Below are 25,356 nucleotides of genomic sequence, written 5' to 3'. Positions count from 1 at the left end.
ACCTGAGTTTTGAGTACGCCTCGGACACTGTGGGAGCGAGCTTGCTCGCGATGGGGCCTTTAAATTCACCACAAAACTCAATCCTGCAGTTGCTCAACCTCAATCCCCAACCGCCGATAGTCCTCAATATTCCCCGACGCCACATGCCGTTCGGTGATCAGCGTGTGCAAGCGCTCGCACGGCGCCACCACAAACGGTTCCACCGCCCCGAGCTTGTCCGCCGTGGTCACGGCAATTACCCGCGTCGCACAGTCGAGCAGCGCCTGCTTGACCGGCACTTCATCGAAGTGCAACGAGGTGATGCCCACCTCCGGATGAATCGCGCAGACCCCGGTGATCGCCAGATCCGCCTTGATCCCCGACAACAGCCGCAGCGCCTCATGACCGCCAGCCGACATGGTTTTCGGATTCAATTGCCCGCCCGCCAGAATCACCTTGATGCCCGGATATTCGGACAACGCAATCGCCGTCATCGGCGACGCTGTCACCGCCGTGAGGCTGATGTCCCTGGGCAAGGAGCGCGCCACCTGCAACGAGGTGGAACCGGAGTCGAACATCACCGTCTGCCCGTTCCGCACCTGCTGCGCCGCCAATTGCGCCAGACGAATCTTCACCTCGTCGATCTCGTCCAGCCGGGTGAAGTAGTCCTTGCCGGTGTCCTTGGGCCTCGGCAGCGCCCCGCCATGCACCCGCTGCACCAGCCCGGCGTTGTCCAGCTCGGCGAGATCGCGGCGGATGGTGTCTTCGGACACCGCAAAATGCTGGCTCAACTCGGAAGCCATGACCTTGCCGTCACGTTCGAGGATCAGAAGGATTTTCTGCCGACGCAGGGAAGGAAGCTCGGAAGCGGAATGATCGTGCATGGTTTTGCCTGTTTGTGCTTTTAATTGCAGGTTTGTGCGAGCTTAGCCAGGCAAACCGGCAAACACAACGCTGGTATCAATGGCTTCGATCATTGGAATCACGAAGCCGAATTTTTTCTTTTGACCCGAGCCCGGCAGAATGGCCCCACTTTCAAAAGGACCAGGATGAATACCGATGAACCTCAATTTCGCTTTTGCCTGCATGGTCGTCGTGTCGTTTGCCATTGCGCTTGGGCACGCCTGATCAGACCGACGCCGCCAGATGCTCGCGAAACCATTTGTGCGCCGGGTCGCGATGCGAACGCTCGGCCCAGAGCATGGCCATTTCGTAGCCCGGCACTTCCAGCGGTGGCTCGACCACTTGCAGCGCGGCATTGCCGCGCGCCAGCCGTGACGGCAGCATTGCCACCAGATCGGTGCTGGCCAGCACCGACATCAGCAACAGAAAGTGCGGCACCGACAGCACCACGTTTCGCGTAAGCCCCACCTCCGCCAGCGCCTTGTCCGTCACCCCGAAAAAACCTCCGCCTTCCGGCGACACCAGCACATGCTCCAGCTCGCAGAACTGCGCGCGGGTCGGCTTGCGTTGCAGTTTCGGGTGCCCGGCGCGACCGGCCAGTACATAACGTTCGGTGAACAGCGCACGCCGGTGCAGCTCCAGCGGCGCATCCTCGCTGGTGTGCAGCGCCAGGTCGATCACGCCCTGCTCCGCCTGCTTGACCAGTTGCCGGGGCGACAGGTCCAGCACCGCCAGTCGCGTGCCCGGCGCCTGGGTGCGCAGCCCGCCGAGGGCCGGCAGCAGAATGGTCGATTCGCCATAGTCAGAGGCCGCGACTTTCCAGGTGTGGGTCGCCTGCGCCGGGTCGAACGGACTGGCCGGCGCCACCGCCCGCTCCAACGCTTCCAGCGCCTCGCGCAACGGTTCGCGCAATTCATCGGCCCGCGCCGTCGGGCGCATGCCACGGGGTCCTGGCAGCAACAGTGGATCGCCAAAAATCTCCCGTAACCGGGCCAGATGCACGCTCACCGAAGGCTGCGACAGGTGCAGCCTCTTCGCGGCGCGGGTGACGTTGTGCTCGGACAACAGCACATCAAGGGTCAGCAGCAGGTTGACATCCAGCCGTCTCAAATTATTCATGGCTATACCAGACATATCAGACATTCATTTCCAATATACCTGCCGGGCGCCGATCCTGCTGTCACTCAGCAACGGAGCCTCACCATGAATGTGCTACTGGTCTACGCCCACCCCGAACCGCAATCGCTCAACGGCGCGCTCAAGGACTTCACCGTCCAGCGCCTGGAAGCCGCCGGCCATACCGTGCAGGTTTCCGATCTCTACGCCATGAACTGGAAAGCCAGCCTCGACGCCGATGACAGCCCGGGTCGCGACAGCACTCGCCCGTTCGACGCGTCCCTCGATTCGAAACTCGCCTTCGAACAAGGACGGCAAGCCACCGACATCACCGCCGAGCAGGCCAAACTGCTGTGGGCCGACACCCTGATCCTGCAGTTTCCGCTGTGGTGGTTTTCCATGCCGGCGATTCTCAAGGGCTGGGTCGAGCGCGTGTACGCCTACGGATTTGCTTACGGTGTCGGCGAGCATTCGGATTCTCGTTGGGGCGACCGCTACGGCGAAGGCACCTTGAAAGGCAAACGGGCGATGCTGATGGTGACCGCCGGTGGTTGGGAATCGCACTACAGCCCGCGCGGAATCAACGGCCCGATCGATGATCTGCTGTTCCCGATTCATCACGGGATTCTGTATTACCCGGGCTTCGAGGTGCTGCCGCCGTTCGTGGTCTATCGCACCGGAAAAATGGATGAGGCGCGGTTTACCCAAACGTGCAAGGAGCTGGGTGCGCGGCTGGATGAGTTGTGGAGTACGCGGCCGATCGGATTTCGGCGGCAGAATGCCGGCGATTACGAGATTCCGGCGTTGACCTTGAAGGATGATATTGCGCCGGGCAGCGAAGGCTTCGCCGCCCACCTCAAATAACCTCCCACCTCAAAAAACAGGGGCTTGGCCCCTGTTTTTTTTACTCCACCACCACCCGCGCCTTGCGCACGAACAGCGCATGCACCTTGTCCCAGAAATTGCCGCCCAGCACGAAAAAGCTGCCGACGAACATCAAGTCGCCCAGCGCCTGCATCTGCCAGAGGTTGGGCCGCACACCCGGGAAGAAATTGTCGAAATACGGTTCCAGGAAGGACGACAGCAGCGGCAGGCAGAACATCACCACGCCGATCTTGTGGCGCATCGGGTTGACTTCGGCCACCGGGGTCGGAATCACGCCGGAAATATAGTGGCCGATCGTGCGCTTGAGTTCGGCGAACCCGGCCTTGCCCATCACCGCGATCACCAGCAGCAACAGCACTTTATTGCTGATGAACAACACCCCGGTCAGCGCCGCGACTTTCGAGCCCGGCACATCGAGGGCGGCGGCAATCGGCACCATCAGCCACGAACCGAGCATCAGGCAGATGATTGCCACGCCGACCTTGAAACGCCAGTTGGCGCTGGTGGGGGCAAGCGGTTCTTGAGCAGTGTCCATGGCTTCCTACCTTTTTATCCGGGGCGGGGTTCGGTGGTGTTCGCCTGAAAAAGCGTAGCAGTTGATTGCTTCGATCAACCGGCAATCTGCGGTCTATGCTCCAGTGACATTTCCCGCTGGGGCCTCCCGGTATGCCTGCAACGCCAGCCCTGCTGATCCGTCCCGGCCACCTGCTGCTGCTCGGTGCCCTGAGCCTTGGCGGCTGCCTGCGGCTGGGCCCGGATTTCCAGCCGCCGGCCGAGGTCTGGAGCAAGCAGTGGCAAAGCCCGGCGCTGGAACAGGCCAGCGAACGCGGCACGTTGCCGGATCTGCGCCAGTGGTGGCAGGTGTTTGCCGATCCGGTACTCGACCGTTTGATCAGCGACGCCGAAGCCCGCAACAGCAGCCTGAAAATCGCCGGCCTGCGGGTGCTCGAAGCCCGGGCGCAACTGGGCATCGCCGACAGCGGTCGCTACCCGCAACTGCAACAGGCCAGCGCCGACAGCCTGTACATCGACCGCCACCAGTCCGGCGGCAGCAATCCGCAGGACTTGCACTTCTGGCAGCACAGCGCCGCGTTCGATGTCGGCTGGGAACTGGATTTCTGGGGCCGCTTCAGCCGCGCCATCGAATCCGCCGACGCCAGCTACTTCGCCGCCCAGGCCAACTATGAAGACGCCCTCGTGCTGCTGCGCGCTCAAGTGGCCGACACCTACTTTGCCCTGCGCACCACAGAAGCCCGGCTGCGAGTCGCTCGGGAAAACGCCGCCCAGCAAAAGCGTAACTTCGAGATCACCGAAAAACTCTTTCGCAGCGGCCAGACCGCCGAACTCGACCTGCAACAGGCCAGGACTCAATACCTGGGCACCCTGAGCAGCATTCCGGCGTTCGAAGATCAATTGCTGCGTACCCGCAATGCGCTGGCGGTGCTGGTCGGCCAGCCGCCCGGTGGCGCGGCGTTTCTGGCGGAACAACCGGGGCTGATTCCGCTGGTGGATCGCGCCGTGTTGCAGGACGTTCCGGCGAACCTGCTGCTGCGCCGCCCCGATGTGCGCGCAGCGGAACTGAACGTTGCCGCGCAATCGGCGCTGGTTGGCGTGGCCGAGACCGATCTGTATCCGTCGCTGACCTTGCTCGGCAGCATCGTCTGGTCCAGCGACACCCTCGGCGCCACGCCGCGCAGTCTCGACCTGATCGGCGGCCCGAGCCTGCGCTGGAACCTGTTCGACTACGGCCGCATCCACAACAACATCCGCGTGCAGGATGCGCGCTTGCAGCAACTGATCGAAGCCTATCGCGACAAAGTCCGTCAGGCCGCCCGCGAGGCCGACGATGCCGCGAGCGGCCTGACCAAAGCGCTGGAACGCGAGCGCATTCTCGGCGAGGCCGAAGGTGCGGCGCGGCGTTCGCTGGTGCTGGCCAACACTCAATATCGTGAAGGCTATTCGGACTTTCAGCGGGTGCTCGATGCCCAGCGGGCGTTGCTGGAGCTACAGGACAACTATCTGGTCAGCCGCAGCAACGCCGTGAGCAACCTGATCGCCCTGTACCGCGCCGTCGGTGGCGGCTGGCAAAGCGCCGGGCCGCAGATTGATTCAGCGACCCGGCAGCAAATGCAGCAACGCACCGACTGGGGCGATCTGCTGAGCGCCCCGCCGCCCCAACCGACCTATCCGATTCCCTCGCAGGTAGACCGCCATGAGTGATGAAGCGCCGCCGGATCCGGCGAAAAAAGGCATCCGCTGGGTGCTGCTGGTGATTGTGCTGAGCCTGGTCTGGTATCTGCTGGCCGACCGTTTTACGCCCTACACCCAGCAGGCGCGGGTCGGTGCGTTTGTGATCCCGGTGGCGGCGGAAGTCGCGGGGCGGGTGATCAAGGTCAACGTGCGCAACAATCAGGACGTGCAGGCTGGCGACATCCTCTTCGAGCTTGATCCGCAACCACTGCAAATCGCCGTCGACCGGGCCCGCGCCGACCTGGAAAACACCCGGCGCACGGTCGGCGCCAGCACCGCCGGCATCGCTTCGGCCCAGGCATCGTTGCGAGCGGCGCAGGCCAATGAACTTAAAACGCGCCAGGACAATCGGCGGCTGGAGGGTTTGTACAAGGAGGATCCGGGTACGGTTTCGGTTCGGCTTTTGGAAGTGTCACGGGCCAACCACGAAGCGGCGGTCAGCCAGGTTGCCGCCGCCCGGGCCGAAGTGCTGCGCGCCCAGGAGCAGGAAGGCGGCAACACCGACACCAACGCCAAACTGCTCAGCGCCGCCGCCACGCTGGCCAAGGCTGAACTGGATCTGGCCAACACCCGCATCGGCGCGCGCTCGGCGGGACTGATCACCGACCTGCGCACCGACGTCGGCCAGTTCGCCGCTGCCGGCAGTCCGGTGATGACGCTGATCACGATCCAGGACGTGTGGGTCAGCGCCGACCTCACCGAGAACAACCTCGGCCGGATCAAGCCCGGCACGCCAGTATCGATCATCCTCGACGCCCTGCCCGGCGAAGTGCTCGACGGCCGGGTGCGCAGCGTCGGTTATGGCGTCAGCGTCGGCCAGACGCCGCCGCCCGGCACCCTGCCGACGATCCAGAACAGCCGCGACTGGCTGCGCCCGGCGCAGCGCTTTCCGGTGATCATCGAGTTCAGCGAAGAGGCGAAAAAGCGTCTGTTCGAAAGCCGTTCGATTCGCGCTGGCGGCCAGGCGGAAGTCATGGCATTTCCCAGCGAGGGCAATCTGCTCAATCCACTCGGGCGGATGTTTGTCTGGTCGATGAGCTGGCTATCGTATGCCTACTGAGCGCAGCGTTCCGGCGCAACGGGCCCTGCGTCTGGCTTGCGGCACGGCGTTGTGCACCGCTGCGAGTTACGGCCTCGCCTTGCCGCTGTCGTTTTTGTCGCCGGTGCTCGCGGTGTTGCTGCTGGCGAGCATGCCCCGGCCATTGCCCGCCAAAACCGCGCTGGTGCTGACGTTCGTTGCCGCGCTCACCACCAGTCTCGGCCTGTTGCTGGTGCCGTTGCTGCGTTATTACCCGGTGTGCGGCGTGCTGCTGATCGGTGTCGGTCTGTTTCGAGTATTCACCTACGGTTTGCGCGGCGGCAACGTGCTGATCATGACATTCCTGGTGATCGGCATGACCATGATCTCCGCCGCCGGCTTCGCCTCATTCGAGCTGGCCATGGCGGTGATCGGCGCGCTGGTCAAAGGCCTGTTGCTGGCCGTCGTCATCGTTGGGCTGAGCCACGTCCTGTTCCCGGAACCGGCCAACAGCCCCGCGCCACCACCCACGCCCGCCCTGCCCGCCGAAGACGTGCCCCGCGTAGCGATGCGCGCAACATTGATCGTGCTGCCGACCTTCCTGCTGGTGCTGATCGACCCCGCCAGCTACCTGCCGATCATCCTCAAAGCCGTCAGCCTCGGCCAGCAGAGCACCACCACCCGCACCCACCACGCCGGGCGCGAACTGCTCGGCTCAACCTTGCTCGGCGGACTGCTGGCGGTGCTGTTCTGGTGTGCATTGAGCCTGTTCGTGCACCTGTGGATGTTCTTTCTGTGGATGCTGCTGTTCGGGCTGTTTCTGGCGCGCAAACTCTATCGACTGCACCCGACGCAGCTCACGCCGGGGTTCTGGCTCAACACCCTGATCACCATGATCATCCTGCTCGGCCAGTCCGTTGAGGACAGCGCGGCGGGCAAGGACGTCTACACCGCGTTCGCGGTGCGCATGGGGTTGTTCATTCTGGTGACGCTTTACAGTGGTGTGATGATGCATTTGCTTGTCGCGCACCGGGACAACCGTCAGGGCGTGACGTTGTAACCAGATTGGAGTTGTCACCCAACCCTGGCGCATTGATTTTTTCGCCTTGGATCCAAACCTTTAAAAAGATATGGAATGATATCAAAGTGATGGCTTATAGTTTCCATGACACACATTGAGTAGGGGTAAACACATGGAAATTGGTGACAAAACAGTAGCAGGCTCCGCCATTGCAACTGGTGCAGCAGCAGGTATAGCTAACGCTTCGATGGTGTATGGCGGAGCAGTCGCGGTCGCTAACGCGGCTGGCTTAAGTGGCGCCGCTGCAACGACTTCCGCCTTAGCCACTCTCGGAGGTGGCGCAGTTGCTGCAGGAGGAGGCGGAATGGCTGCAGGTGTGATGGCAGTCGCCACCGCAGCAGCTTGGCCAGCGGCTGCAATCGCGGTGGCAGGCTATGGCGGCTATCGCTTGTACAAGTGGTTGAAGTAACCATTGATGCTATTTAACCAATGCCCATTTGAAAAATGGGCATTTTGCTAAACGCCAAAAAGCTGTTCAGGTTTCCTCTCTAACCCGCCGAACCTGCACCAGCAACGCCGGCGCAAAGTGCAGCACCACCATCCGCGCCAGATGGTGAGTCAGGATAAACACCACATTTAACCCGCCGGCGAACGCCACAATCGCGATGGTTTCAATCGCCCCCGGCATGTACGCCAGCCACAGTGACAACGCATCGCTGCCCAGCAACCGTGCCGCCGCCAATGCAAAAACCGCCGCGACCAGAATCATCAAACCGACCGACACCAGCGCCGTGCGGCCATGACGTCCCAGTTCCGCGAGGCCCAATCCCTGAAAACGGGAGCCGATCCGCACACCGAGAATCAGCGCCGCCAGATTCAAACTCCAGTCCGGCATGTGAAAGCGCTGCAGCCACCCTGATTTCACAAACACGGCGGTGACGATGATTGCCGTCAACATGAACGGCGCCGGCACGCCAACGGCGAGCAGCAAACGCCCGACCACCACGCTCAAGCCGATCACTGCCAGCACGGTCAACGCCATGCCCGTGGACAGGGGATCAACTTCGGCCGCCGGAGCCGGTGCAGTTCCGGGAATCAGCAAACTCACCAGCACCGTGATCAGCAGCAGCCGCATCAAGTGCACGATGATCACCTTGCTCGACGCCTGATGCGATTCCAGCAAATCGAACACCGCCGCCAGCGCCCCGGGATACACTGCCAGCAACGCATCCGTGCGATTCCACCCCGCACCGCGCGACAGCCACCAGGCGGCCAGCGCCACTTGCACTGCCAGGCACAGCAGCAACACGCCGAGGCTCGGCAACATCGTCGAGACGGTCGCGCTGTCCCACGCTTCGAACATCAGCCCGGTAGCGATACCCAGCGTGACCTGGATGTAGCCCAGACCATAAGGCGTCGCCGGTGCGATGCCAAATTTAGTCACGACAAGTGCGGTGACAAGAATCGAGCCCAGCAGTAAACCGTGGGGCACGCCTTCGAACTGCAACAGTGCGCCGAACCCGGCAGCAATCAACAAACACAGAATGGATTTCATGGTCGCCTTCCTGGCTATTCAAGGTGCTTTTCAGTTAAGTCAGGCGCGCAGCCGTCCAATCGCCCGCCGGTATTTTTCGATCCGCTCGAGATCCTCCCAACTCGGCAAGGCAATCCGCGACAGGTCGCTGTTTTCCTCCAGATCCGCCAGTTTCACCACCCGCCCGATCGGGTTCTGCGCCGCCCGCTCGACGAAGTCCTCATAGGATTCGCCGGGCACTTTGGTCACCGATTCGATGGCGGACAAAACGGCTTCGCTGAAACCTTCCTTGCGCAAATCCTCCAGGCTGATGCCGCAGTCCTCGACCACATCATGCAGCACCGCGACGATGCGTTCTTCCAGGCTGCTCATGCGCAACATGACCTTCAGCGGATGCAAAATGTACGGCGCACCACCCTTGTCCACCTGCCCCGCGTGGGCTGTGGCGGCAATCGCGATGGCGCGTTCTAGAGTCTGAGTCATGGGTATTTCCTCGGGTCAGACGCCGTACCGGCCGCCAATATAGAAGTGGCGCTTGAACCAGCGCCCAATCGCCTGCAAACGCCCGGTTGGCTGTGCCGGCTCGGCATAGCGCTGGAGGATCAGCGAGACCAGATCAGCCTGACTCTCCCCCGAATGCGCGTCCATCAATTCGGCCACCCAGGCACAACCGGACTTCTTCAAATGCTCCCGCGATTCGCCGGGCCAGCCATCCAGCTCATCCAACGCCAACCACCGTGCACCGCCCTGCTCGACATGTCCGCCGCCAATCGATTGCTCGAAGCAGAACGGCGTCGCCGGTCGGGACAGGTCGATACTGAAGATGTAAATGTCTTGGGTTTTGTGCTGCGCGGTGGGGGCGTTGTTGCGGCTGCCGATTTGAATCATGCGCGGTTCCGTCCGTGGGAGAGGCGTTACAACTTGTTTCGCAGTCTACGACGTGGGGTGGATGGGGGGAACCTTTGGCGATGAGCCGGTGCGTGGCAAGTGAAAAGTTTGACTGGGTAGTCCGGGAATTGCGTTTCAGTCGCCCGTAAAAAAGGGACACCGTTGAGTGTCCCTTTTTGCGTTTGGAATGAGGCCGATGGATCAGCGTTTCATGGCTTCGCACTGATTGCGCAGGTCCGAATCATGGATGCTCGAACAAGTGCTGCCCTTCTTCGCCTCACAAAATGCACGCTGATCGCTGTCATGGATGCTGGAGCAGGTACTGCCTTTCTCAGCCTCACATGTTGCGCGTAAATCCGAATCATGAATGCTCGAACAAGTGCTGCCTTTTTTCGCCTCGCAGTAAGCGCGCTGGTCGCTGTCGCGAATGCTCGAACAAGTACTGCCCTTCTCCGCTTCGCAAGACGCACGCAAATCACTATCCCGAATCGAGGAGCAAGTACTGCCTTCCTGCGTGGCCTGGCAATAGCTGCGTTGATCGCTGTCGTTGATGCTAGAACAACCGGCAAATGCGTAACCGCTGAACATCAACAACATCGCAAGAATCAGTTTCATCTCACACTTCCTTGGGTTTGCCGGGAAACAGCCTGGCACTGGGTGATCCAGGTCACACACAAATCATCGCTTCATGGCTTCGCACTGGTTGCGCAGATCCATGTTGTTGATACTTCCGCAGCTACCACCCTTCCTAGCCTCGCACAGTGCGCGTTGGTCCATGTCATTGATAGTTCCGCAGGTGCCGCCGTGCGTCTCCGCATCGCATGCCGCACGCATATCCATGTTGTTGATCGTCCCGCAACTGCCACCCCGGGCTCTGGCTTCGCAATAAGCGCGCATGTCCATATCGTTAATGGTGCCGCAGCTGCCACCGCTCCTCTGCGATTCGCAGGACGCACGCAGATCCATATTGCTGATCCGCCCACAAGTACCGCCGTTCGTACCCTCGCAATAGGCCCGCTGATCAGGGTCACTGATGCTGCCGCAACCGGCGAACGCATAACCGCTGAACATCAACAACATCGCAAGAATCAGTTTCATCTCACACTTCCTTGGCTTGCCAGGAAACAGGTTTATCCGTTTCAAATGAGCGTCGCGACACGCCATCAAATTGACATCGGTTTTGGGGAAAGTTCCGGGGCAGGAATATGTGATGAATTTCGGGATCTGAAAACAGCGTAGGAAATGACTGCTCGTGGTGAGGGAGCTTGTTCTTACGGGGCTGCGAAGCGGTTCCAAACTCGGCGAGTCATTTTCCCCTGACACTCCGTAGCCCTTGATTTACGCCGGTTGCGTCGCTTACCGGGAGCTAAAGCGCTGGCCACTCGTGGTGATTTCACGTCCTACAGGCTGATTGCGACGGTGGGGATCGATGCCTAGAGTGGGTCTGTCGCTGAACGAATTTGGCGATAGGGTTTCGCAGCCCTTAAGATTGACACCCTGTTCCGCCTGGCACGGCCGACTCTCGGCTGCGCAATCTTTATGGCGGTTGTGCGTGGGAGACCTTCGGGTCTGCCGGGTCTTGGTGTTAATCCTCCGGTCTGCGAACCCGCGCATAGCTGCCACCCATTTTGTTTCGCAGCAGGACGGTGGCAATTCTTCTCATTAAAAGGATTAGCACCATGACGAACAAAAAACCGCTCTACCACTGCGTTGACATGTCCTATCCGGCTTCGGATCACCCTGTCCTGCTGATTAATGCCGAAGCCCCCTTAAGTGACCTACATGCCTGCGCATCCGAACGCCTCGAGGCAGTCCTCAAGTATTTAGATCTCATGGCGTGCACCAGCCTCCCCGACCATTCCGAACACGACATCAGCACCATCACCACGATCGCGAGAATCCTGGTGCAGGACGTGAGGGATGTATTTCGGGTAATTGGGCAACGAGCAATTGAATCCTGACCCAAGCGTTCTCCCCTCCCTTTGAAACCATAAAAAACCGCGATATCGCGGTTTTTTAGTCCTTTGGATGGGGCGGAGTAGAAACTCAGTCGCAAAATCGGCTGCGGCTCCGCCGGCTAGCGACTTTGGTCTGAACGTCTTCCACTGACAAAAACTTAGTGGCACTCTGACATCCGGCAATTGATCGGTGTACTGAGGATCTTCGATCCTGATCAGCGACGATCACGGCAACAGTAGACGAGGAAAGGATATCTCCATGAAAAAATTGCTCTGCATTCTCACATTCTTCAGCTCATTTTCTTGTTCCGCCGCGACCATTCTCAATCCGATGGATTTCGACGGGTCAGAAGCACAGAAACAACAGGTCATTGATTCCATCACCGCAACGGTGAGGAAGGACTACTGCGAAAAAATCGACATGTGTCAGGAAAGTACTCTTCGCATGATGGAAAAGAAGAATCTTGACTCCTTCAAAGAAGCGACTAAAGCCACTGATCGGAAAATAATGAACGCAGTGATTCATGACTACTGCGAGAAAATTGACATGTGTAATTACAGCACTATATGGATGATGTATAAGAAAAATTTTGAAGCTAAGAACAAAAGCCTTACATGGTAGTTAAAGTACGAAACTTAAAGGTGACAGATCTATAAAACACCACACAAATAAATCTTTCACCTTTTGGTCTTTTTTGATCATATAGTGGCCAGCTGAGCGACATTATGGTCATAAAGTACCCGTCCAGACAAAAAAACAACTGAGGAGAACTGCTATGCAAGCACGCCACACAATAATCAAAAGCTACGCAGAATGGACTGTACTTTCAGCACTTCGAAGCGGCTCTCCCATAAAAAGCCGAGTTGATGTATATGGCATTCTCAAGAGAATTGACTTCTCCGACATCCTCGACAAATCCCGCGGCCCAATAACGCGTGAAGAATTCGAAAACTGGCACGAAGAAACATTACTCACTCTGACAACGACTTGCGAAAAACTCAAACATCAATTTGGGTGGGCGGCAAAAATAATAAACATTTACTTGAAAACCTATTGCTACATTGGAGACGGAGGACGCATTAATGTTCGCGAGTGCTTACACCCACCAATCGACTCAGGATTGTGGAAAGGTATAAAGAAAAAATATAAAAACACCCACCACATATTCGAAGACACTCACTCAAAAGAAACGATAAAAGAAATAACCACACACGAATCGTATCTGAGAATAATTACTGGCCTACGAAAAATATCGCTCGATCGCAAGTGCAGCCTTATTGAGGTCGAAGAACTATGGGAAAACAATTAACCCCACTCTCCCCCATAAAACCAACTCCTGAAATCACGCCCAGCAAAAAATAAATCTACCACCTGTTCTTGTCGTCACCTTTTCATGCCATGTTTTTGGCTAGCAGTAAAATAGATCTGTCACCTTTTAGACTTAAGGTGACATATTAAAAAATAAATCTGTCACCTTTTTTATTTAGTTACCTTTTTATTTTTTTAAAAACAGGAATGAATTTTGCCAATCCATTACCGTGAGTCAAACATCATCAGCCACAGCAAGCTCCAACTGCGCCCGCCTTATTGCACCAAGTATACTTTTACCCTGCTCAGCCAACGTCCAGTACTCATTGGTATTCTTTATAGGCTTCTTCTTTTCGGAGGGCTTAACCAGCCCCAAAGTTGCAAAATCAGCCATCCACTCCTTGACTGCGTTCGTCGGTACCGGAAACTCATCTCGCAAGTCCTTCTCCGGAATGCCACAAAGAACAACAGCAGCGTGCTCTGCAATTTCCGAGGTAGATATTTCGACAAGCATTTCTGGAGCCAAACACAGAAACAAACTTAACAAATCTGCCTCTGTTGCCAGTTCCCAATCAGCGCCACCTTTTTTGAATACGAAAATCTCTCTTTTATTCGACTTTAGAATCTGAATATTCTTTTTTTCCTCCCTGGCTCGGCTTTCATCCTTACTACCGGAAACTTTTTCCAGTTGCTCGCGAAGTTTTGCATTCTCAGAACTCAGCCGGGTTAATTCGTTCGTCAGTAGAGTATCTGTATGCTGCGAAGCTCTTATCCACCCTTCGCGCGGATATGCCGTAAATGCCTTCATCAGTGCGATTGAACACTTACCATACAAGTCATCGTTATTTTTCCAAAAAGAAACAGGTCTAGACTTAACCTTGTTTCGGAATTGGCCTAAAGATAAAACCTGCGCTGCTTCAGTTTCGGTGTGCTTGGCTGGCCACATTGCACCAGAATCCAAGACAAAACCTAATATTGGTATACCTTTAGAAACCGCATAATCATATTCCTTTTCTGTATAACTTATGCCTTCCCCTGTAACAGACCCGTATCTATGAGCAAGAATGACAACATAATAATCACTCTGATCTATTTGCCGCTTAATGATACTCCACTGCTGCTCATCCGCCGCACTAAACATCTCCATCCCGACGGGGATATGCCCCATCTCAAGAACAGCTTTTATTACTAAGTCTCTTGGACTTTTCAAATCAACATAGGTGGAGCTGATAAATATTTGATATTTACTACTCACTTAGCCTCCTCAGACTTTAAAACTCCATCAGAAAAAATATCGCATACAAAAAACAGCTTTAAACTCAACAACATTAGCCAGAATCAAAACCCATCCGAACCCGCAAGCGTAAATATCGAGATCTGACACTTCAAAATTCTAGTTTTTTGATCATTCACACTCGAAGCACGTACAACTTTTGAATCAAAATAATAATATATAAATATCACATAAAATCACAAACAAAAAGTCCAAACCCTGAAGAAATTTACCGCATAAAAAACCGCATTTCTGCGGTTCTTTAGCTATCGAAGTCGAACAAACTGAGGAGCTTCAGAATCCGTCTCAAAAATTCGCCGGCGTATTCGCACTGATAATCTCCGCCTCATCCGCCCCGATATTCCGGAACTTGTGCGGCAGCGTCGTCGGAAAATAATACCCATCCCCCGCACTCAACACGCTCACCTGCCCATCCACCGTCAACTCCACGGTGCCGCGCGTCACCAACCCACACTCCTCGCCTTCCGCGTGAACAATCGGCTCTTCCCCCGAACTCGCGCCCGGTGCGTATTGCTCGCGCAGCAAGCGCATCTGGCGGCTTGGGACAGAGGCGCCGATCAGCAGCAGGCGCAGGCCGTGGCGGCCGAGGTCGGGTTGTTCGTTGGCGCGGAAGACATATTGGTGTTCGCGAGGGGGCTGGTCGAAGGTAAAGAAGTCGGCCAGGGACATCGGGATGCCTTCGAGCAGCTTTTTCAGTGAGCTGACGGAAGGACTGACACGATTCTGTTCGATCAGGGAGATGGTGGCATTGGTCACGCCGCTACGCCGGGCCAGCTCGCGCTGGGAGAGTTTGTAGCTTTCGCGTACTAGTTTGAGTCGAGAACCCGTATCCATGACAGCCTTATGTGAGAACGACTTAAGGGCAATGGGGGTGGGTGGCGGGTGCCGCGCAGGTCGCGCGGATCACGTTGCTCCCGTGTCCCGGAACCGTGAAAGGCGGCTATTAAATCACGTTTGTCGGTGTTGCTCAGCAGGTTCGATGGACGGTGGGTGAAAAGTCCTTCTTGCCTTGGTAATACGGCAACTGTGGGAGCGGGCTTGCTCGCGAAAGCGGTGTGTCAGCCGACATGAGTGTTGGCTGACACACCGCTTTCGCGAGCAAGCCCGCTCCCACAGTTTGAGCTTGGGGTGTCAGAAAAAACCGGCGGCGCCTGTGCGGGGCCACCGCCGGGGAGGTAAATCAGATGCCGAAACGGTCGCGCAGCGAGTAGTACACGGCGCCGAGGGCGGTCAGTGGCGCGGAGAAGGTACGGCCGCCAATCATCGGCATGTGCGGCAGGGAGGCGAAAGCGTCGAAGCGTTCGGCGTCGCCGCGGATCATTTCCGAGATCAGTTTGCCGGCCAGGTGCGAGCAGGTGACGCCGTGGCCGCTGTAGCCCTGCATGTAGTAGGCGTTTTTCTCGATGCGGCCGAATTGCGGCATGCGTGACATGGTCAGCAGGAAGTTGCCGGTCCAGCGGTAGTCGATTTTCACGTCCTTGAGCTGCGGGAAGGTCTTGAGGATCTTCGGGCGGATCAGGGTTTCGATGTCGTCCGGTTCACGGGCGCCGTAGACCACGCCGCCGCCGTAGAGCAGACGGTTGTCGGCGGTGAGGCGGTAGTAGTCGAGCAGGTAGTTGCAGTCTTCGACGCAATAGTTGTTGGTGATCAGGCTGCGGGCCTGTTTTTCGGTCAACGGTTCGGTGACGCAGATCTGCGAGCCGCACGGCATGCTCTTGGCCGTCACGCGGTTGTCGAGGCCTTGCGGCAGGTAGGCGTTGCCGGCGATCAGCAGGTACTTGGCGCGGACTTGACCTTTGGCGGTGCGCACGACGTTGGGCTCGCCGTATTTGATTTCCACGGCAGCGGATTGCTCGTAGATCTTGCCGCCCAGACGCACGATGGCCGCGGCTTCACCGAGGGCCAGGTTCAGCGGGTGGATGTGGCCGCCCTGCATGTCCAGCAAACCGCCAACGTAGGCGTCGGAGCCGACTTCGCGGCGGATGTCCGCAGCGTCGAGCATCTTCAGGTTTTTATTGCCGTAACGCTCCCAACTGCGCTTCTGTTCGGCGAGCCCCTTGAGCTGTTTGTTGTTCATCGCTGCGAAAATGCCGCCCGGGCGGTAGTCGCATTTGATGTCGTATTCCTTGATGCGCGAACGGATGATGTCGGCGCCTTCGAAGATCATGCTGCCGAGGATTTCGGCGGTCTTGTCGCCGTAGCGCTCTTCGATCACGTCGACGTCGCGGCTGTAGGAGTTGACCAGTTGACCGCCGTTGCGACCGCTGGCGCCGTAGCCGACTTTCGCCGCTTCCAGCACCGTCACCTTGTAGCCGGCTTCGGTCAGGAACAACGCCGAGGACAGGCCGGTGTAGCCGGCGCCGATGATGCAGACATCGCACTCCACCGACTCTTCAAGCGTCGGGAAGTCGATGACTTCGTTGCGGGTGGCGGCGTAATAACTGTTGACGTGTTGTTGTTTCATTATTGTTCTCCGAGGGACGCCGGAAAAACCGGCGCCCACCGTTGTAAATAGAATTAGAGCTTGATCCAGGTCGCTTTCAGCTCGGTGTACTTGTCGAACGCGTGCAGCGATTTGTCGCGACCGTTGCCCGACTGTTTGAAGCCACCGAACGGTGCGGTCATGTCGCCGCCGTCGTACTGGTTGACCCACACGCTGCCGGCGCGCAGGCCACGGGCGAAGGTGTGGGCCTTGCTCAGGTTGCTGGTCCAGACCCCGGCGGCGAGGCCGAAGATGCTGTCGTTGGCGATGTGCAGCGCTTCCTCGACGGTGTCGAAGGTGATCAGCGACAGCACCGGGCCGAAGATTTCTTCCTTGGCGATGGTCATCGCGTTGGTCACACCGTCGAAAATCGTCGGCTCGATGTAGGTGCCGCCGGTTTCCTCGAGGGTGCGTCGGCCGCCGGCGATCACTTCGGCGCCCTGCTCGCGGCCGATGCTGATGTAGCGCAGCACGTTGTCCAGTTGACGCTGATCGACCACGGCGCCGACAGTGGTGGCAGGATCCAGGGCGTGCCCCGGTTTCCACGCTTGCAGCGCTTCCACCAGCAGCGGGATGAATTGCTCGCGGATCGAACGCTCCACCAGCAGGCGCGAGCCGGCGGTGCAGACTTCGCCCTGGTTGAACGCAATGGCGCCGGCCGCCGCTTGTGCTGCCGCGCGCAAGTCCGGTGCGTCGGCAAACACCACGTTCGGGCTCTTGCCCCCTGCTTCGAGCCAGACGCGTTTCATGTTGCTTTGGCCGGCATAAATCATCAGTTGCTTGGCAATTGCGGTGGAGCCGGTGAAGGCCAGCACGTCGACGTCCATGTGCAACGCCAACGCCTTGCCGACGGTGTGGCCGAAGCCTGGAAGGACGTTGAACACGCCTTTCGGAATGCCGGCGTCCAGCGCCAGTTGCGCGATGCGGATCGCGGTCAGCGGCGATTTTTCCGAAGGCTTGAGGATGAACGAGTTACCCGCCGCCAGCGCCGGGGCGAATTTCCAGCTGGCCATGATCAGCGGGAAGTTCCACGGCACGATGGCCGCGACCACGCCGGACGGCTCGCGAGTCACCAGACCGAGTTGGTCGTGCGGGGTGGCGGCGACTTCGTCGTAGATCTTGTCGATCGCTTCGGCGCTCCAACGGATCGCGTTGGCGGTCGCCGGGATGTCGATGCTCATCGAGTCGCTGATCGGTTTGCCCATGTCGAGGGTTTCGAGCAGCGCCAGTTCTTCCTGGTGTTGCAGGATCAGATCGGCGAAGCGAATCAGGATGCGCTTGCGCTCGGCCGGGGCCTTGTTGGCCCACACGCCGTCGTTGAAGGATTGGCGCGCGGCTTCAACGGCCAGGTTGGCGTCGGCTTCATCGGTGCTGGCGACGGAGGCCAGGAAACGGCCGTCGACGGGGCTCAGGCATTCGAAGGTTTCGCCGCTGATGGCCGGGCGATATTCGCCATTGATGAAGGCACGGGATTCGAGGGTCAGGGACTGGAAGCGTTGTTCCCAGTCGTTGCGGGTCATGGTCATGGGGGTGACTCACACAGAATAATTGGTGAAAGGCGAGCAGATGCCCGCCCATCAAAACTTTGGTAATACGACCCCCCTGTGGGAGCGAGCCTGCTCGCGATAGCGGTGCGTCAGATAACAACGATGTCGGCTGACACTCCGTAATCGCGAGCAGGCTCGCTCCCACAAGGTTTTCAATTAGCCCTTAGACGGTATGCAGATACCAGTTGTACTCAAGGTCAGAGATCGAGTTTTCGAACTCGGCCAGCTCGCTTTCCTTGCACGCGACGAACACGTCGATGTACATCGGGTCGATGTAGCGGGCCATGACTTCGCTGTCGTCCAGCTCACGCAGGGCGTCGCGCAGGTTGTTCGGCAGGCTCTGTTCGTTCTGCTCGTAGCTGTTGCCTTCGACCGGGGCGCCCGGTTCGATCTGGTTGGTCAGGCCGTGGTGAATACCGGCCAGAACGGAAGCCATCAGCAGGTACGGGTTGGCGTCGGCACCGGCAACACGGTGCTCGATGCGCACGGCGTCTGCCGAACCGGTCGGTACGCGTACCGCCACGGTGCGGTTGTCGATGCCCCAGCTAGGCGAGTTCGGCACGTAGAACTGTGCACCGAAGCGGCGGTACGAGTTGACGTTCGGGCACAGGAAAGCCATTTGCGCAGGCAGGGTCTCCAGCACACCGCCGATCGCGTGGCGTAGCGCGGCGTTCTGCTCGGGATCCTCGCTGGCGAAGATGTTGTTTCCTTCTTTATCCAGAATCGAAATGTGCACATGCAGACCGTTGCCCGCCTGGCCCGGATACGGCTTGGCCATGAAGGTGGTGTCCATCTCGTGGTCGTAGGCGATGTTCTTCACCAGACGCTTGAGCAGGACGGCGTAGTCGCACGCCTTGATCGGGTCGGACACGTGGTGCAGGTTGACTTCGAACTGCGCCGGGGCGCTTTCCTTGACGATGGCGTCGGCCGGAATGCCCTGCTCTTTCGCGCCTTCGAGGATGTCCTGCAGGCAGTCGACGTACTCGTCGAGGTCGTCGATCAGATAAACCTGAGTCGACACCGGACGCTTGCCCGAAACCGGCGAGCGTGGCGATTGCGGACGGCCGTTCACGTTGTCCTGGTCGATCAGGTAGAACTCGAGTTCGAACGCGGCGCAGATGGTCAGGCCCAGGTCGTCGAATTTGCGCACCACGTTGGCCAGCACTTCACGCGGGTCGGCGAAGAACGGCTCGCCTTCCAGTTCGTGCATGGTCATCAGCAGTTGCGCGGTCGGGCGCTTCTGCCAGGGCTCGATGCTCAGGGTGCCGGGGATTGGGTAGCAGATGCGGTCGGCGTCGCCGATGTCCAGGCCAAGGCCAGTGCTTTCCACTGTGGAGCCATTGATGTCGAGGGCGAAGAGCGAGGCCGGCAAGTTGATGCCTTTTTCGTACACCTTATGAAGACTGGTGCGCTCGATGCGCTTGCCGCGCACCACACCGTTCATGTCTGCAATCAGAAGGTCGACGTACAAAACCTCAGGATGTTTCTTAAGGAATGCGTTTGCTTCGTTGAGTTGAACGGCACGCAGAGGGACCGACATGATGCACCTATTTAGCTGTTAATTATTATGTTCACTGCTGTTTCGCCGAGCCAGTCAACCCGAACGGCAAAGTGAAGTCAATAGCGAACACAGGGCCGCTCAGCGTTTATTTTTCGGGCTTTTTTTAACACTCTTGTGCCAATGCAGGCGCCAGAGGCCCGCGAATCATGAAGATTTGATGAACGGCGTTTAGAATTTTTTACATGGGAGTTGTTAATTAAAATCAACGAGGCTAAGCTCCGGAAAAGCTCGTTCAAGTGTCAAACTTCGAGGTGAATAAAAATGGCATTCAAGCCATTGATCGGCGTTACTGCGTGCGTCAAACAGATTGGCCTGCACCCCTATCACATCAGCGGCGACAAGTACGTTCGCGCTGTCAGCGTTGCGGCGCTGGGGTTGCCCGTCGTCATTCCTTCCCTTGGCCAACTGACTGAAATCGAAGACCTGCTGGGTCAGCTCGACGGTCTGTTGCTGACTGGCTCGCCGTCCAACGTGGAACCCTTCCACTATCAGGGCCCGGACAGCGCTCCCGGCACGGATCACGATCCGGCGCGGGATGCCACCACCCTTCCTCTATTGCGTGCGGCCATTGCGGCGGGCGTTCCGGTACTCGGCATCTGCCGCGGTTTCCAGGAAATGAACGTGGCGTTCGGCGGCAGCCTGCACCAGAAGGTGCACGAGCTGCCGGGCATGCTCGATCACCGCGAAGCCGACAGCCCGGATGTCGCCGTGCAGTACGCCCCGGCCCATGCCGTGACGGTGCTGGCCGGTGGCGTGTTCGAAGCGCTGGTGCTGCCGGGTGAATTCCAGGTCAACTCGATTCACAGTCAGGGCATCGACCGCCTCGCTCCCGGCCTGCGCGCCGAAGCCGTGGCACCGGACGGCCTGATCGAGGCGGTCTCGGTGGAGCACAGCCCGACCTTCGCCCTCGGCGTGCAATGGCACCCGGAATGGCAGGTGCTGGACAACCCGAACTACCTGCGGATTTTCCAGGCATTCGGCGAGGCTTGCCGCCAGCGTGCGGCGCGACGCAACCAGCGCTGACACAACCCAGAATTTCATCACTGTTTACTGCCCCCACGGGGTCGGCGGCTGCGCGTGTGCGCACCCGTCATCCGTGAAAACAACAAACCGTAATAACAACAAGTACTACCCAGGCAGCCAGGACGGCGGCGCCGACCAAGCCGGATCGGCAAGCGCAGTGCCCATCAGGACAACGCAAAACTCTGTGGGAGCGGGCTTGCTCGCGAAAGCGGAGTGTCAGGCAATAACCATGTCGACTGACACGACGTATTCGCGAGCAAGCCCGCTCCCACAGGGGATGCGATCCGACAGGAAATGCTCTTGCAAGTCTGCAATCCACTCTTAAGCCAGGCCGCGTTGGCCCGGCGACTGAAACCTGTTGGGAGTTTCACATGGCAAACGCCTCCAGCACTTACAGGAAGGCTCTTGAAGGTCATCAGCAACCGAAAAAGGTTCTGGTGAAGGTCGATCGAGTCACCAAGAAGTTCGACGAAACCACGGCGGTGGACGACGTGTCCCTGGAGATCCATCAGGGCGAAATCTTTGCCCTGCTCGGCGGCTCCGGTTCGGGCAAATCGACCCTGCTGCGCATGCTCGCCGGTTTCGAACGGCCGACTGAAGGACGCATTCTGCTCGACGGTGTCGACATCACCGACATGCCGCCGTACGAGCGGCCGATCAACATGATGTTCCAGTCCTACGCGCTGTTCCCGCACATGACTGTTGCGCAGAACATCGCCTTCGGCCTCAAGCAGGACCGTTTGCCGGCCAGCGAAATCGACGCCCGCGTCGAAGAAATGCTGCGCCTCGTCCACATGACCCAATACGCCAAGCGCCGCCCGCATCAACTGTCCGGCGGTCAGCGTCAGCGCGTGGCCCTCGCCCGCTCACTGGCCAAACGTCCGAAGCTGTTGCTGCTCGACGAACCTATGGGTGCGCTGGATAAAAAGCTGCGTTCGCAAATGCAGCTGGAACTGGTGGAAATCATCGAACGCGTCGGCGTGACCTGCGTGATGGTGACCCACGACCAGGAAGAGGCCATGACCATGGCCGAGCGCATCGCGATCATGCACCTGGGCTGGATCGCCCAGATCGGTAGCCCGGTCGACATCTATGAAGCACCGGTCAGCCGCATGGTCTGCGAATTCATCGGCAACGTGAACGCCTTCGACGGCACCGTGGTCGAGGACCTTGAAGGTCACGCGATCATTCACAGCCCGCACTTGCAGCAAAAGATCTACGTCGGTCATGGCGTCAGCACGTCGGTGCAGGACAAGTCGATCACCTACGCAATCCGCCCGGAAAAAATGCTCGTCAGCACCCTCAAGCCGGAGACCCGCTACAACTGGTCCGAAGGCAAGGTGCATGACATCGCCTACCTCGGCGGCCACTCGGTGTTCTACGTCGAATTGCCGAGCGGCAAAATCGTCCAGTCGTTCATGGCCAACGCCGAACGCCGTGGCGCGCGTCCGACCTGGGATGACAAGGTCTACGTCTGGTGGGAAGACGACAGCGGCGTGGTACTGCGCTCATGAGAACCTTCAATCAGCAATTCCTGCGCCTGGTGCCCAGCGGGCGAAAGTTCGTCATCGGCATTCCGTTCATCTGGCTGTTCCTGTTCTTCATGCTGCCGTTCTTCCTGGTGATGAAAATCAGCTTCTCGGAAGCCGCGCTGTCGATCCCGCCGTACTCGGAGATCTACACCTACGCCGAACAGAAATTCCAGCTGCTGCTGAACATCGGCAACTACACCATGCTCGGCGAAGACGAGCTGTACCTGTCGGCCTACCTCGGCTCGCTGAAGGTCGCGGCACTGAGCACGATGATGTGCCTGGTGATCGGTTTCCCGATGGCTTACGCGATCACCAAGGCCAGCAAGGAAGCGCAAAACGTCCTGCTGCTGTTGATCATGATGCCGACCTGGACCGCGATCCTGATCCGTGTTTACGCGTGGATGGGCATCCTCAGCAACAACGGTCTGCTTAACGCATTCCTGATGTGGACCGGGCTCACCGATCACCCGATCGAGATCCTCAACACCAACACGGCCGTGTATATCGGCGTGGTCTACGCCTACCTGCCGTTCATGGTGCTGCCGCTCTACGCCAACCTGGTGAAGCACGACGGCAGCCTGCTGGAAGCCGCGCAGGATCTGGGTTCGAGCAACTTCAACAACTTCTGGAAAATCACCGTGCCGCTGGCCAAGAACGGGATCATCGCCGGCTGCATGCTGGTGTTCATTCCGGTGGTGGGCGAGTTCGTGATTCCGGAACTGCTGGGCGGCCCGGAGACCCTGATGATCGGTCGCGTGCTGTGGCAAGAGTTCTTCAATAACCGCGACTGGCCGGTGGCGTCCGCGCTGGCGGTGGTGATGCTGTTGATCCTGATTGTGCCGATTCTGCTGTTCAACCGCAGCCAGGCCAAAGAGATGGAGGCACGGGGATGAAACGCTTCGGTTTTGCAAAGTTCATGCTGATCTTCGGCCTGATGTTCATCTATCTGCCGATGCTGATCCTGGTGATCTACTCGTTCAACGCCTCGAAACTGGTGACGGTCTGGGGCGGCTGGTCGGTGAAGTGGTACGTCGGCCTGCTCGACAACACCCAACTGATGGGCTCCGTGGTGCGCTCGCTGGAAATCGCCTGCTACACCGCGATCGCCGCCGTGGCGCTGGGCACCCTCGCCGCGTTCGTGCTGACCCGCGTGACCCGCTTCAAGGGTCGTACGCTGTTCGGTGGTCTGGTGACCGCGCCGCTGGTCATGCCTGAGGTGATCACCGGTCTGTCGCTGTTGCTGCTGTTCGTGGCGATGGCGCAACTGATCGGCTGGCCGCAGGAGCGAGGCATCGTCACCATCTGGATTGCCCACACCACGTTTTGTGCCGCTTATGTGGCGGTGGTAGTCTCCGCCCGCTTGCGTGAGCTGGACCTGTCGATCGAAGAAGCGGCGATGGATCTGGGCGCGAAACCTTTCAAGGTGTTTTTCCTGATCACCATTCCGATGATCGCGCCGTCGCTGGCGGCGGGCGGCATGATGTCGTTCGCCCTGTCGCTGGACGATCTGGTGTTGGCGAGCTTCGTCTCCGGTCCGGGTTCCACCACTCTGCCGATGGAAGTCTTCTCGGCGGTGCGTCTGGGTGTGAAGCCCGAGATCAACGCTGTGGCCAGCCTGATTCTGTTGGCGGTGTCGCTGGTGACCTTCCTGGTCTGGTACTTCGGTCGCAAGGCAGAAGCCAACCGCAAGCGTGCGATTCAGGAAGCGATGGATCAGACCGCCAACGAATCATGGCAGCAACCTCAACGAGTGACAGCGACGGCCTGAGGCCGTCGCGTTTTACGGCTTTGCGCTTTGGCTTAAAAGCTTTTGAATAAAAAGAATGGAGTTTCACCGATGAAAATGTTTGGCAGGACTCTGCTGACACTGTCCTTATTGGGCGCAATCGCCACGGGCGCCCAGGCCAACGACAAGGTGCTGCGCGTTTACAACTGGTCGGACTACATCGCCCCGGACACGGTCAAGAAGTTCGAAGACGAGACCGGCATCCGCGTGACCTACGACGTGTTCGACAGCAATGAAACCCTCGAAGCGCGTTTGCTCGCGGGTAAATCCGGCTACGACATCGTGGTGCCGTCCAACAGTTTCCTGGCCAAGCAGATCAAGGCCGGGGTCTACCAGACCCTGGACAAGTCGAAGCTGCCAAACTGGAAAAACCTCAACCCGGTGCTGCTGAAAAACGCCTCCGCCAGTGATCCGGACAACGCCCACGCGTTCCCGTACATGTGGGGCTCGATCGGCATCGGTTTCAACCCGGCCAAGGTCAAGGAAGTACTCGGCAAGAACGCGCCGACCAATTCCTGGGACCTGTTGTTCAAACCGGAGAACGCCGAGAAGCTCAAGGCTTGCGGCATCAGTTTTCTCGACTCGCCGACCGAAATGATCCCCGCTGCCCTGCACTATCTGGGCTATCCGGTGAACGACAAGGACACCGCGCACATCAAGGAAGCCGAGGCGCTGTTCATGAAGATTCGCCCGAACGTGGCGTACTTCCACTCTTCGAAATACATTTCGGACCTGGCCAACGGCAACATCTGCGTGGCCGTCGGTTATTCCGGTGACGTGTTGCAGGCCAAGGCCCGCGCGGTGGAATCGGGCAACAACGTAGTGATCGACTACAGCATTCCCAAGGAAGGTGCCGGCAGCTTCTACGACATGGTCGCCATCCCGCGCGATGCAGCGAACGTCGAGAACGCCTACCTGTTCATGGACTTCCTGATGCGTCCGGACATCATTGCCGAGATCACCAACAGCAACGGCTACAGCAACGCCAACGCGGCGGCGACGCCCCTGGTGGACGAAGCGATCCGCAACGACCCGGGCTCGTACCCGTCGCAGGAAGTGATGGCCACGCTGTATGCGGTGCCGGATCAACCGATTGCCACGCAACGGATCATGACCCGGGGCTGGACCCGCGTAAAACTCGGCAAATAATTGAAATCCTGTGGGAGCGAGCCTGCTCGCGATAGCGGAGTTTCAGGCGACATTGATATTGAATGTGCCAACGTCATCGCGAGCAGGCTCGCTCCCACAGGGGTTGTGTTTCTAACTCAAG

General features: G+C 58.6%; 26 protein-coding genes. 12 read left to right on the top strand and 14 right to left on the bottom strand.

What is annotated here, in order from left to right:
• Positions 1 to 77: 77 nt before the first annotated feature.
• From NE357_RS11000 to NE357_RS10990, 3 genes are read right to left on the bottom strand one after another with little or no spacing between them, the layout of a single operon-like run.
• Positions 78 to 863, bottom strand: a complete 786-nt coding sequence (locus NE357_RS11000; protein ID WP_169429863.1) for a DeoR/GlpR family DNA-binding transcription regulator — start codon at positions 861 to 863, stop codon at positions 78 to 80.
• Positions 864 to 905: 42 nt separating this feature from the next.
• Positions 906 to 1,088, bottom strand: a complete 183-nt coding sequence (locus tag NE357_RS10995; RefSeq protein ID WP_169429862.1) for a hypothetical protein — start codon at positions 1,086 to 1,088, stop codon at positions 906 to 908.
• Positions 1,089 to 1,107: 19 nt separating this feature from the next.
• On the bottom strand, positions 1,108 to 2,001 hold the full coding sequence (locus tag NE357_RS10990; protein WP_169429861.1) for a LysR family transcriptional regulator: 894 nt from the start codon (positions 1,999 to 2,001) through the stop codon (positions 1,108 to 1,110).
• 84 nt (positions 2,002 to 2,085) lie between these two features.
• Here NE357_RS10990 and NE357_RS10985 point away from each other — a divergent pair, with 84 nt between their 5' ends.
• Positions 2,086 to 2,862, top strand: coding sequence for an NAD(P)H-dependent oxidoreductase (locus NE357_RS10985; protein WP_169429860.1), 777 nt, complete (start codon positions 2,086 to 2,088; stop codon positions 2,860 to 2,862).
• Between the two features lie 40 nt (positions 2,863 to 2,902).
• On the opposite strand, the gene NE357_RS10980 is transcribed toward NE357_RS10985, so the two are convergent.
• Positions 2,903 to 3,418 carry a transporter suffix domain-containing protein gene (locus tag NE357_RS10980; RefSeq protein ID WP_169429859.1) on the bottom strand — a complete coding sequence of 172 codons (516 nt, stop codon included), beginning with the start codon at positions 3,416 to 3,418 and terminating at the stop codon, positions 2,903 to 2,905.
• 131 nt (positions 3,419 to 3,549) lie between these two features.
• On the opposite strand from NE357_RS10980, the gene NE357_RS10975 reads away from it, so the two are divergent.
• From NE357_RS10975 to NE357_RS10965, 3 genes are read left to right on the top strand one after another with little or no spacing between them, the layout of a single operon-like run.
• On the top strand, positions 3,550 to 5,103 hold the full coding sequence (locus tag NE357_RS10975) for an efflux transporter outer membrane subunit (RefSeq protein WP_169429858.1): 1,554 nt from the start codon (positions 3,550 to 3,552) through the stop codon (positions 5,101 to 5,103).
• Entirely contained in the window at positions 5,096 to 6,193 is a 1,098-nt protein-coding gene (locus tag NE357_RS10970; protein WP_169429857.1) for an HlyD family secretion protein, read from the top strand. Before NE357_RS10975 ends, NE357_RS10970 begins: the two co-directional genes overlap by 8 nt.
• Positions 6,183 to 7,211 (top strand): DUF2955 domain-containing protein, encoded by a 1,029-nt coding sequence (locus NE357_RS10965; RefSeq protein WP_169429856.1) that lies wholly within the window; start codon positions 6,183 to 6,185, stop codon positions 7,209 to 7,211. The genes NE357_RS10970 and NE357_RS10965 overlap by 11 nt, the downstream gene beginning before the upstream one ends.
• 496 nt (positions 7,212 to 7,707) lie before the next feature.
• On the opposite strand, the gene NE357_RS10960 is transcribed toward NE357_RS10965, so the two are convergent.
• The 5 genes from NE357_RS10960 to NE357_RS10940 all read right to left on the bottom strand — a co-directional run bounded on the left by NE357_RS10960 (position 7,708) and on the right by NE357_RS10940 (position 10,692).
• Positions 7,708 to 8,727: an AbrB family transcriptional regulator gene (locus NE357_RS10960; RefSeq protein WP_169429855.1), complete on the bottom strand. Its 1,020-nt coding sequence runs from the start codon at positions 8,725 to 8,727 to the stop codon at positions 7,708 to 7,710.
• 39 nt (positions 8,728 to 8,766) lie between these two features.
• Positions 8,767 to 9,189 (bottom strand): HD domain-containing protein, encoded by a 423-nt coding sequence (locus NE357_RS10955; protein WP_169429854.1) that lies wholly within the window; start codon positions 9,187 to 9,189, stop codon positions 8,767 to 8,769.
• A gap of 15 nt (positions 9,190 to 9,204) precedes the next feature.
• Positions 9,205 to 9,594: a hypothetical protein gene (locus tag NE357_RS10950; protein WP_169429853.1), complete on the bottom strand. Its 390-nt coding sequence runs from the start codon at positions 9,592 to 9,594 to the stop codon at positions 9,205 to 9,207.
• Between the two features lie 201 nt (positions 9,595 to 9,795).
• Positions 9,796 to 10,209 (bottom strand): hypothetical protein, encoded by a 414-nt coding sequence (locus tag NE357_RS10945; protein WP_169429852.1) that lies wholly within the window; start codon positions 10,207 to 10,209, stop codon positions 9,796 to 9,798.
• A 63-nt stretch (positions 10,210 to 10,272) separates the two neighbouring features.
• Positions 10,273 to 10,692 (bottom strand): hypothetical protein, encoded by a 420-nt coding sequence (locus NE357_RS10940; RefSeq protein ID WP_169429851.1) that lies wholly within the window; start codon positions 10,690 to 10,692, stop codon positions 10,273 to 10,275.
• Between the two features lie 581 nt (positions 10,693 to 11,273).
• Here NE357_RS10940 and NE357_RS10935 point away from each other — a divergent pair.
• The 3 genes from NE357_RS10935 to NE357_RS10925 all read left to right on the top strand — a co-directional run bounded on the left by NE357_RS10935 (position 11,274) and on the right by NE357_RS10925 (position 12,862).
• Positions 11,274 to 11,555, top strand: a complete 282-nt coding sequence (locus NE357_RS10935) for a fructose-bisphosphate aldolase (protein WP_169429850.1) — start codon at positions 11,274 to 11,276, stop codon at positions 11,553 to 11,555.
• A 256-nt stretch (positions 11,556 to 11,811) separates the two neighbouring features.
• Positions 11,812 to 12,174 carry a hypothetical protein gene (locus tag NE357_RS10930; protein ID WP_169429849.1) on the top strand — a complete coding sequence of 121 codons (363 nt, stop codon included), beginning with the start codon at positions 11,812 to 11,814 and terminating at the stop codon, positions 12,172 to 12,174.
• A 154-nt stretch (positions 12,175 to 12,328) separates the two neighbouring features.
• Positions 12,329 to 12,862 carry a hypothetical protein gene (locus tag NE357_RS10925; protein ID WP_169429848.1) on the top strand — a complete coding sequence of 178 codons (534 nt, stop codon included), beginning with the start codon at positions 12,329 to 12,331 and terminating at the stop codon, positions 12,860 to 12,862.
• 234 nt (positions 12,863 to 13,096) lie between these two features.
• Here the strand turns inward: NE357_RS10925 and NE357_RS10920 are convergent, their stop codons facing one another.
• From NE357_RS10920 to NE357_RS10900, 5 genes are all read right to left on the bottom strand, one after another.
• The gene (locus tag NE357_RS10920; RefSeq protein ID WP_169429847.1) at positions 13,097 to 14,116 is read right to left on the bottom strand and encodes a DUF4062 domain-containing protein; all 1,020 of its coding nucleotides are present in this window, start codon (positions 14,114 to 14,116) and stop codon (positions 13,097 to 13,099) included.
• Between the two features lie 324 nt (positions 14,117 to 14,440).
• The gene (locus NE357_RS10915; RefSeq protein WP_011333561.1) at positions 14,441 to 14,989 is read right to left on the bottom strand and encodes a cupin domain-containing protein; all 549 of its coding nucleotides are present in this window, start codon (positions 14,987 to 14,989) and stop codon (positions 14,441 to 14,443) included.
• A gap of 346 nt (positions 14,990 to 15,335) precedes the next feature.
• The gene (locus tag NE357_RS10910; protein ID WP_064382334.1) at positions 15,336 to 16,619 is read right to left on the bottom strand and encodes an NAD(P)/FAD-dependent oxidoreductase; all 1,284 of its coding nucleotides are present in this window, start codon (positions 16,617 to 16,619) and stop codon (positions 15,336 to 15,338) included.
• Positions 16,620 to 16,672: 53 nt separating this feature from the next.
• Positions 16,673 to 18,163: an aldehyde dehydrogenase gene (locus NE357_RS10905; RefSeq protein ID WP_169429846.1), complete on the bottom strand. Its 1,491-nt coding sequence runs from the start codon at positions 18,161 to 18,163 to the stop codon at positions 16,673 to 16,675.
• A gap of 184 nt (positions 18,164 to 18,347) precedes the next feature.
• Positions 18,348 to 19,724 (bottom strand): glutamine synthetase family protein, encoded by a 1,377-nt coding sequence (locus tag NE357_RS10900; RefSeq protein ID WP_169429845.1) that lies wholly within the window; start codon positions 19,722 to 19,724, stop codon positions 18,348 to 18,350.
• A gap of 282 nt (positions 19,725 to 20,006) precedes the next feature.
• Between NE357_RS10900 and NE357_RS10895 the strand changes: the two genes are divergently transcribed.
• The 5 genes from NE357_RS10895 (at position 20,007) to NE357_RS10875 (ending at position 25,235) form a co-directional block, all read left to right on the top strand.
• Positions 20,007 to 20,768 (top strand): gamma-glutamyl-gamma-aminobutyrate hydrolase family protein, encoded by a 762-nt coding sequence (locus NE357_RS10895; protein ID WP_169429844.1) that lies wholly within the window; start codon positions 20,007 to 20,009, stop codon positions 20,766 to 20,768.
• Between the two features lie 371 nt (positions 20,769 to 21,139).
• Positions 21,140 to 22,282 (top strand): polyamine ABC transporter ATP-binding protein, encoded by a 1,143-nt coding sequence (potA, locus tag NE357_RS10890; RefSeq protein WP_169429843.1) that lies wholly within the window; start codon positions 21,140 to 21,142, stop codon positions 22,280 to 22,282.
• A gap of 29 nt (positions 22,283 to 22,311) precedes the next feature.
• Positions 22,312 to 23,193 carry an ABC transporter permease subunit gene (locus tag NE357_RS10885; protein ID WP_371807411.1) on the top strand — a complete coding sequence of 294 codons (882 nt, stop codon included), beginning with the start codon at positions 22,312 to 22,314 and terminating at the stop codon, positions 23,191 to 23,193.
• On the top strand, positions 23,190 to 24,068 hold the full coding sequence (locus NE357_RS10880; protein ID WP_169429842.1) for an ABC transporter permease subunit: 879 nt from the start codon (positions 23,190 to 23,192) through the stop codon (positions 24,066 to 24,068). The genes NE357_RS10885 and NE357_RS10880 overlap by 4 nt, the downstream gene beginning before the upstream one ends.
• A gap of 69 nt (positions 24,069 to 24,137) precedes the next feature.
• On the top strand, positions 24,138 to 25,235 hold the full coding sequence (locus NE357_RS10875) for a polyamine ABC transporter substrate-binding protein (RefSeq protein ID WP_169429841.1): 1,098 nt from the start codon (positions 24,138 to 24,140) through the stop codon (positions 25,233 to 25,235).
• Positions 25,236 to 25,356 lie beyond the last annotated feature (121 nt).

This window comes from Pseudomonas sp. G7(2022), from assembly GCF_052660475.1.
Note: the sequence above shows the minus strand (reverse complement) of the source record. Positions and strands in the feature narration are given on the sequence as shown.